Source organism: Nitrospirota bacterium (assembly GCA_040752355.1).
Classification (GTDB): domain Bacteria; phylum Nitrospirota; class Thermodesulfovibrionia; order Thermodesulfovibrionales; family Dissulfurispiraceae; genus JBFMCP01.
Map to the genome: position 1 here is coordinate 271,554 of JBFMHE010000001.1, position 8,483 is coordinate 280,036.

3 protein-coding genes are annotated in these 8,483 nt (G+C 51.0%); all 3 read left to right on the forward strand.

Annotated features, from left to right (window positions below; genetic code table 11):
- Nucleotides 1-796: 796 nt before the first annotated feature.
- The 3 genes from AB1805_01320 (at nucleotide 797) to AB1805_01330 (ending at nucleotide 8,457) form a co-directional block, all read left to right on the forward strand.
- On the forward strand, nucleotides 797-7,114 hold the full coding sequence (locus AB1805_01320) for an alkaline phosphatase family protein (protein ID MEW5744066.1): 6,318 nt from the start codon (nucleotides 797-799) through the stop codon (nucleotides 7,112-7,114).
- A gap of 1 nt (nucleotide 7,115) precedes the next feature.
- On the forward strand, nucleotides 7,116-7,961 hold the full coding sequence (locus AB1805_01325; GenBank protein ID MEW5744067.1) for a hypothetical protein: 846 nt from the start codon (nucleotides 7,116-7,118) through the stop codon (nucleotides 7,959-7,961).
- 151 nt (nucleotides 7,962-8,112) lie between these two features.
- Nucleotides 8,113-8,457 (forward strand): hypothetical protein, encoded by a 345-nt coding sequence (locus tag AB1805_01330; protein MEW5744068.1) that lies wholly within the window; start codon nucleotides 8,113-8,115, stop codon nucleotides 8,455-8,457.
- Nucleotides 8,458-8,483 lie beyond the last annotated feature (26 nt).

Here is an 8,483-nt window from a genome sequence, read left to right on the forward strand (position 1 = left end):
AATGTTAAGTATCCAACTAAGTTTTAGTTCCACGGAGAGAACGTAGTTTGACACTTTCCACAAATAGGCCGCGCAAACGCGCTGTGGAACTTAATTTTATTTTTCGCGCCGCATGAAAGACAAGGAATAATTGCATACCCGTTTCCCTCAACATGAGATATTACCAACAAGGCCCCCCGATGACGAATTGCCTCTGTAGAGCATCGGGCGAGAAAACCGGCAGCGTAACAAAACAGGGCAGATCGGGTGCTGCAAAGGCACTTCCTGATCTGCCCTGTTTCTTTTCCCCTTCTTTTGATCGTTTTCTTCTTGAGCACCTGAAGAAGAACCCCTCCCCCTTTGTCAGAAGCTTCTGGCTGTTTATATTGTGCCAGAGTACTCTGCGTATCCTTACTTCTATCAGGAGGGGAGTTCACTGCTGCTTTTCTCTTTTCGCAAAAATTAACTTGACAATGAAGACGGAAGCTGATTTAATAACCGTTATTATTTCTCTCGTTTTTTAAAGCGAGAGCCCTTATCGCCTCTGCTGCCTCTCCTGATAGATACCGGGCAACACCGGGTGCTATACATGCTGTACGGTTGAATTCTGCTGTGGAGTCTTGAGCTTGCCGGAAAGCAGGCGATCATTACTTCGGAGGCGCGGTGCGTGGCTGTTGCATCGAACAGGAGCAATGAACAAAATCCCGTATTCGGCAGTGCTGCCGAATACGGGATTTTTTTAATCAGATACCGATGCTGAGAGCGGCTAAGAATACATAGCATGTATTACGTATAGTGCTCATGTCCGGGGGGGAACGTGAAAGTAAAAGATATCTTATGCGTCCTGCTGTATCCTAGCGGTGCTCTTCTTTTCATTCTGTCCTTACTCTCTCTTCCTGCCGTCGCTTCGGAAGTTGATCTTGAGCGCGATCTCCAGAGCATTCTTGAAGTAAGCAGGAGCAGTGCGGTTAAGGCGCTCGAAGCAGTTCAGTCAGGCGCTCCTTCTACCGATGAAGTAGCCCGGATCAAAACTCTTGCCGAAGACATAAAGGCATCGTATCTATTGCTGCAGGAGCGCTTCAAACTGCGGGAGGAATCGATACGGGCGCTCGGGCCGAAGGCATTGGAGCGGCATCAGGCGATGGTCGCTCGCTATATCAAAGGCATTGAAGACTATCTCGGCGCGGTCGATGCCCTTTCGCCGGACAGCGCCGTCACGCACGGACAGCTCGACAACCTTATAGCACTTCTCGATCGGATCGTCAAAAAAAAGAAACAGCCTTTGCTGGGTGCGCTTCCGTACAAGAACACCAATTACCCGTCGAATGTGCCGAGTGCAGCCCCTCCTATACAGCCTGCGTATAAGGGCGGCAACAGGTCGATCAGTCCTGATGACCTGAAAGATACGGCCGAGGCGCCGCTCTCGGCCGAGATCGCGACGCTCGCCCAATCGCTGAACTGGAATCCGGTCTCGATCTACGAGTGGGTAAAGAATACGGTCGACACGGAATGGTACTGGGGCTGCATGAAGGGCGCGGAAGAGACATTGCGCCAGAAGAGCGGCAATGACTGCGACCAGGCTGCCTTGCTGGTCGCCTTGCTCCGGGCTTCCGGCTTCCCCTCGCGCTATGTGAGAGGGACCATCGAATTCTACCCTGACATCGAAAGCGTTAAGAACCTCACCGGCATCGATGATCCGGCAGTGATAGCGGAGTTCTTCCAGAAGACCGGCATTCCCTTCACTCCTGTCATTGCAGGAGGGAGAATCGCCAACTTCCAGGTAGAGCATATATGGGTCGAGAGCCATATCCCCTATGCCAATTACCGGGGTGCTCTTATTGATGATCATGGAAAAGCGTGGCTCGGCCTTGATACGAGCATAAAAGCAGCCGGATACACGTACAACAGTCCTGCTGCCATCCCGCCGGATATTTCCCTGGCAGAAATACGGGAGGGTTATCTGGGCTCGTCGCAGACACTGACGCCGCTCGAATACACGAGAGCGTATCTCATTGAACGCCTTTCAGCCTCGCATCCGGACATTACCTACAACGATCTGTTATGGACGAGAAGCCTCGTCCCGGAAGTGATGAATATCATTCCGGCAAGCATGCAGTTCAACCAGAAAAAGATAACCCACGAATACACCGCACTGCCTGAGGAGATAAAACATCGGGTAAAGGTTACTGCCCAAGCTGCGGGCAATGAGCTCTTCAGTATCACCCTCGATGCCCACGCGCTTTCGAATAGAAAGATCGTGCTGACCTACGAACCCGAATCGAGCGAAGATCATGAAATCATCAATGCCTATGGAGGCCTGGACAATACCCCCTCCTATCTCGTCCGGCTGCGGCCGGTGCTGAAAGTCGAGGATGAGCGGCTGATCGTCGGCAGGGACGGCCTGCCGATGGGCGCTGACTACGATCTTACGATCGAGCTGGTGTCGCCGAACGGCGTGGAGCGGATTGCCAATACCTACATAGCGGGTAACCTCTCGGTCATCGGGTTCGTAGCGCAGAAGGCAGTGGCGCCGGCTGAAATGGCTGCCGAGGAGAAAAATGCGGAGCGCCTCATGTACGAAGAGGCGCTGCGGTACATCGACCGCTGGAACCAATCGGAGGACGAGCTCGCCTCGCTGCTGCACCTCGTGCTGGCGAGGCCGGCGCCGACCGTCGCGGTCGTCGGAGGTGTGGTCGATGTTACCTACCTGCTCGATACGCCGCACGGATTCGAGTGGAAGGGCGTCTCGATCGACGCGGCGCTCCGCGCCGCATCTCCGCTTGCCCGCCGGCTCCTGCGAGATCGCGATGCTCGACACCGGCTGTTTATGCAACTCTCCGCGCTCCAGGGATCGGCGCTCGAACATAGCATCTTCCAAGACGACTTCCAGGTCGAGTCGATATCGACCGCGAAACTTTTCGGCATAGCGCAGGACACGCAGCCCTCGGCGCCGCTCATAACCATCACTTCGACAAATATCGCTGCGGTACTGCCGACGTTCCCCTTTGACGAAAACATAAAAGATGATATCAGGAACGCCGTCAATCAGCGCCTCGTCGTGCACATTCCTCAATCAGCGCTCGTGTATGAGGACTGGTCCGGGACCGGATACATCAAAGAGAACCCCGAGACGGGCGAAGCAGGATACATGCTCAGCGGCATGCTCGCGGGCGGCATGACCGCATGGGGACTGGATAGGTGGCCCGAGTATTATGCCGAGCGGCTCAGTAATCCCTACTCGGAGCCGGCGAGCTACGATCCGTATTCGGCATATTACATTCAGAAAATAACCGAGACCGACCTGCAGAAAGGAACGGTCGGTGAACCGCTCTCGACTGATCTGCAGGTGGTGGTCTTCACCAAGAAGATGCAGCCTTTGAAAGGGGTCGATGTCATTTTCACTGTCAAGGCTGGCGGCGGGAAGTTCAGTAACGGCCTGACCACCATGATAGTGAAGACGGACTACAGGGGAGTAGCTTCTGCTCAGTTGACCCTCGGTGAGAAGACTTCTGCAAACCCTACGTACTGGCGCGAGCCGGGGAATATCTACAGTCAGCAGATAGGAGAGAATATCGTCAGCGCTGCGGTGCTCTCTTCAGGAACCCCTATAGAGAAGCCTTTTACCGCCTATGCATTTCCGAAAAAGCCCTATACATTGAAATCGGCGCATGGTGACGGTGTGGCGGGTTACATCCTTACGTTCTCCGGATTTGTAGCAACCTCCGTTGAGGATGCGTATGGAAACCCGGTAGCGAATATCCCTGTGCAGTTCGAGATGCTTTCGGCCCTCGATCAATCCGGATGTGACAACCCTAATCAGGATACGAGGCAGGGGGTATTGGTGGAAACAGGCGACCCTTGCATAGAGAGTGCGCCGACAATAGGCCAATGCGCTACCCAAAACTCAGCTATCGAAGAGGTGACGGACAGCACCGGGAGCGCTGCGGTACAGGTAATCCTGGGAGCAATTCCCGGCGCGCACTATCCGATCAGAGCGACGTATGGAGCACAGAGCAGGACATTCACTCACACTACGTACAACTTCGGCAACTGCTGGGGGACTGCCGATCCCTCGTCGGCACTCCTCGTCCAGTACGTCTATCCTGCCGATCAGTACGGCAATAACATCGATGCCGCAAAAGTGGGGACCGAGATACCTGTAATGGCAAAGATCAACTTCATCAATGAGAACGAGACCACGAAAGAGATACTCGTTAGATGCGGGGAGGACGTATTTGTCTGCAATAAAATCGTCGGCAGCAGGACCTATGACACAGTGACGGAGTTCACTGCGGCTTCGGTGACCTTCAGCGGACAACCGGGAGCGCCGGCAGGAGGCGGGGTATACAAGGGGACCTATACGCTTGCTCCCGGCAAGAACGAGATCGTTATAGACGCGAGCGCTGCCATAGAGGTCACCAGAACGCTTGTATGCCCGAGCTGCAAGGAGGCGACACTGCTCAATACCCAGAGCAGCAGTATTACCATGGAAGTCTATGGGGTGGATATGCAGGTCGATCCTTTACCCACTATTCTCACCGACGAAAGCGGGCATACGCAAAGAGATATTACCATAGACTACACCGTAAGTCCGGCGGACTACCAGGCATTAGCCGCTTTCGTGATTATTTCAAAGGATGGAGACCCGACAGCCTTTATTCCTATGAAAACAGCCTGGGGTGATACCGGAGGAAAAGACACCGCAACGCTCTCAAAGGGGTTCTGGTTTGACGCAAACAGCACGTATGAGGTGGAAGTTGTTCTCAATCCGGGGACGGGAGTCGAAATCAGGAGTGAAAAGAGGAAGATATCCGTTGCTGAAGTAACGGTATCGGACGATACCGGCAAGACCATCAAGCCTAAAGATGGAGATGAGGTAAGGTTTGGAGACGGCAATAGGGCTGCAAAGAGATATTACCTGGACCTGAAGTCAGCAGTTCTTGCAGAGTCCTGCGATAAGCTCACCGGCAGGATACGAGTAGTGGATAAGAACGGAGAAATAATCGCCGCTCCCGGGCCTGATTACTCTCCAAGTGAGTACGAGCTTGATTTTTCCTTATCAGACGGTAAGTGCATAGTAAAGGTGAAGGATGCAGGTGAGGCAAAGCAAAGATTTATCATATCCAATCTGCCGAAGGCTGCGCTCGTAGATAGACCGGCAGATTTCACCGATATTGCCGTCTTGTATGGAGGCATAGGCAATAAGCTCGAGATAGAGATAGAGGGAGCCAGAAGAGGGATTCCGATAGAACCGGTGGGCGTGATCGTGATCGGTGTAGACGGGCTGAGACAGGATGTGCTGTATCCGCCGGACCGGCAGGACGTGAACGACCCTTATGGCAACTACTATGTAGACCCTGCCGGTCTGCCCGGACTCGGACAATTGCTCGTAGGCAGTCCGCAGGACCCTGCAACCCAGCAGTACATTATGCTGCCGAAGGTGACGGCGATATTCCCCTCGATCACGCTTGCAAGCTGGGCCTCGATATTCACCGGGAAGATGCCCAGGGAGACGGGGATACTCGGCAATGAGTTCTTTGCGAGAGATTTAAACTTCAGTGTGCCTCAAAGGTTCAACAATCCTGCAGGAATCGTTTCGTTTGACGGCGGAGCGTTCAGAGGGTACAGCAGTATCCTCCCGTTCTCGTCTGATTTTTTTATCCCGTATCAGAGCGACTGGCGCGTATCGGCATCTGCCAGCGGCACACCGCAAAACGATGTGAATATTCTGAAACCCAAAACGCTCTTCGAGAGTATAAATGAAATACCGGAAGTGAGGAAATATTTCAGCGACAAAGGGGGTGACCCGGTCGTCGTCGCAAGTTCCCATTATGCAAGGGGAGCGCACTGGCTTACATGGGATATAGAATTTCGATTGGGGGAATCGGAGCTCCTGGATCAGGCGAGCTGGGATAAGCTCGACGACTATTTGACGGGAAAGTATAGGGATGGAGTATTTGGACTACTGGGGAGAAACAAGGTCCCGTTTTCAGCGCTTACCGTCTGGTATATCCCGGGGCTGGACCATAAGGCGCATTTCTTCGGCCTGGATGGATACAGGAGTTATTTCATAAGCAACACGGATATGTACATCAAGAAGATGGTGGCAAGGCTCAAGGAGCTGGATGAATTTGACAACAAGATATTCATCATCGTCGCGGACCATGGGCATACGGCAATGCCGACTAATATGACCTATAGAGATAGAAACTGGCTGGGAGTTACAGTGGTTAAACCGGCAGAGATATCCTGTAAGCTGAAGCTAAATTTGGCCGATCCATTAAATCCTGAGGATTATACGAGTGCTCAAAAAGCTGAACTTGCCAATAATAATCTCCATATATGGGAGTTGGCGGAGATGTTGAAATCTATTGGTGAGCTTGGATTAGCACCGTATAAGGTTTTAGCACCAAAAGAGATAGCGGACTTATATAAGGTAAAAGATAGAGTAACAGGCAAAGTAATCAAGCTCCCATATGGAGCAGCGGAGAGAAGTGATGAGGCTGACTTAATCGTAGGACTGAATGGTCCGATGGCCCATGTGTATGTGACCAATAAGAGCAAATTGGGTAATATTGCAGAATTATTAAGACTTGCGTTATCAGGGCACTATCCAGCAGAAGCTTTAAAATGGTGGGATATGGATGGTCTTGATTACTTGGATTTAAAAGAGACTGCGGTAGGGAGATTGAAAGCCTCAAGCGACAAAATACTTGTCCGTGTCTCAGGCGATTACTGCGTTTTTGGTGGAGTAAACGATGATGGCAGCCCTAAATGCGCCAGTGTCGATCCATTTGTTTCTTCAGAATATGTAAATGCATGGGAAAGGACAAATGGGATGAATCATACACAAAGGAGTGGAGATATAGTTCTCGTAATGAAAGATGATATGGGTGACATCAATCAACGCTATACTACCGGAGTGGCCTGTAAATCCTGGCATGGAAGTTTGAATCGTAGTGATTCTTATGTGCCATTCATATTCGCATATCCAGGAGGGAGTAAATTAGAGATAGATAAAATTTTACAGAAAGATACCTTATGCAGGACTGGGTATAGTAACTGCAAAGGCAATTGGAATCTGACTGACATAGTCAATGAGACAATTTCTGCACAGTACCAACAGGAGGATTGACATGAGGAAGAACTTAGCAATAATACTATTACTATTCCCTGTTTTGAGCTTTTCTCAAGAGTTAGCGACATTCTTGATACTTAATGATATAGGTGCATATAAATATAGACCTAAAAGGACGGGTGAAATGTATGGCAGCAGTGGTACTCTGATACCAACAGGTCATTTTGATTCAGACCATAATGATACTACGTACAAGACGAGATATGTGCATCCTGTAACAATCTTGGGTGTTGACGTTCAGGTCACCCAACATGCGGGCAGCGATTCGGATAAATGGCTGCTGCATGAGGTGGAGCGGGTATTTAGGAACTACTATGGGATGCCCGGAGATAGCTATGTCATAAGGCAGATAAACGGCAATAGCATAATGGCTGCAGGTACAGGAGGATGGCGCTATGTGTGGCTGAGTGGCAATAAGGTGGTGAACATACAATACACCGATCTTCAGATGAGCAAGTCTGAACCGCTCGAAGTTGTGCAAGCATATCTGACAAAGCACCCATCAACACTTCCTGTCATGTCCTCCTCTGATTTAAGAACACCTGAAAACAAGGCCAAATGGATCAAAGACGAGATGGAACGGAGGTTGTGGCTCTGTGACAAGTGGAGCATGCAGTATCAGCTAGGTAAGGTAACGCAGAGTGACATGATCAGAGAACTGGTCGAGCACATGACAGTCTTTCTGGACTACCGGGACAGATACTACGGCATCAAGGCAGATGATGAGAAGATGGCTCTTTCAAACTATCTGCTTCAGAACAACGGCACAGCTATCAGGAACAGGCTTTCAGAATACAAGACGTGGTGGGGCGCAAACAAGGGGAGGGTAATCAGCCTGCCGTAGAATAAGTATGCAATGAGGAAGAGAGGATGGCAACTGTATAGAGCGATCAAGTGGCTGACGACTGCTATAACAGGTGAAAGGTATGAACAAAAAGAAGAGTGATAAGAGATTCTGGACAATTTTGGTTTTGTTGCTGATAAGTGGAGGGAGTTTGTTTTTTTCAGCAACAGGAGTGTTTTCAGGATACTCCTCTGCCGCTGCTGCATCCCTCGACATCATCCAGCTCCTTAAGATTTCTCCGCAGGACCAGCGGGCGATTATCAAGACGGCTGACGGACAGATGCAGATCATCAAGGTCGGTGATTCGCTCGGAGAGGACGGCAAGGTGGTTGAGATTGTGCAGGGAAGAGTCGTTATCGAAGAGCAGACAGAGCAGGGCGTCGAGACGGTAATTATCCGGCTCGAAGGCGGGAAACAGAAGATCGAGCGCGTACGAAAGGCGCCTGAAAAGCAGCAGGCGCTGCATGCGCCGACAATCAAGAAAAGCAAAGAATGACAACGTCGTTGCTGATTGATAGAACA